The sequence below is a fragment of the Planctomonas deserti genome (genome assembly GCF_003067705.1).
In the GTDB taxonomy this organism is placed as follows: domain Bacteria; phylum Actinomycetota; class Actinomycetes; order Actinomycetales; family Microbacteriaceae; genus Planctomonas; species Planctomonas deserti.
In genome coordinates this window covers 1-513 of the sequence record NZ_QANL01000225.1, presented here as the reverse complement: position 1 = coordinate 513, position 513 = coordinate 1, and the positions used below count along the sequence as shown (strand labels likewise).

Genomic DNA, 513 nt, shown 5'->3' with positions numbered 1-513 from the left:
AAGCCACCGCGGCGGTTCTGCACCAGCTGGCCATCACGGACCATGGCGCCGAGCCGGCGCGACAGCGCCTCGGCCCGGTCGGGTGCGGTCAGGCCCAGGCGCGCGCCCAGTTCTTCAGCGGTCTGCGGCCCTTCGCAACGCTCCAGCAGGGCCAGGATGGCCTCGCGGCTGGCGATGGGCTGTTCGTATTTCTCGGCTTCGGGGGCGGCATGGGGATCGTCGATCACCTTGCCGGTCGGCGGCAGCTTGCGGCCCGGCGCCGGGCCAGGGGCGTCGGCACTGCGGACCTTGCGGCCTCGCGGTGGCGCGCCGCCTTCATTCAATTCAGGGAACCAGCCCGGCAACGGCTTGCCCGGCTTGGTGGTGCGGGCTGTGCCCGCCTTGGCGCCCTTGTTCGGGGCCTGGCTGCGGGGGGTACTCCCGCCCTTGCTTGGTTTTTTGGTAGTCATCGCCCTACATGGTAGCCGTTGACGGCGTGCAGAACGGGTCAGTGACCGTCTTCAAGGCCTTGCG

1 protein-coding gene is annotated in these 513 nt (G+C 70.2%); it reads right to left on the bottom strand.

The features are described from left to right. A partial coding sequence (locus tag DAI20_RS20410; protein ID WP_205781555.1) for a ribonuclease domain-containing protein occupies positions 1–449 on the bottom strand: 449 nt, incomplete at its 3' end. Between the last annotated feature and the right edge of the window lie 64 nt (positions 450–513).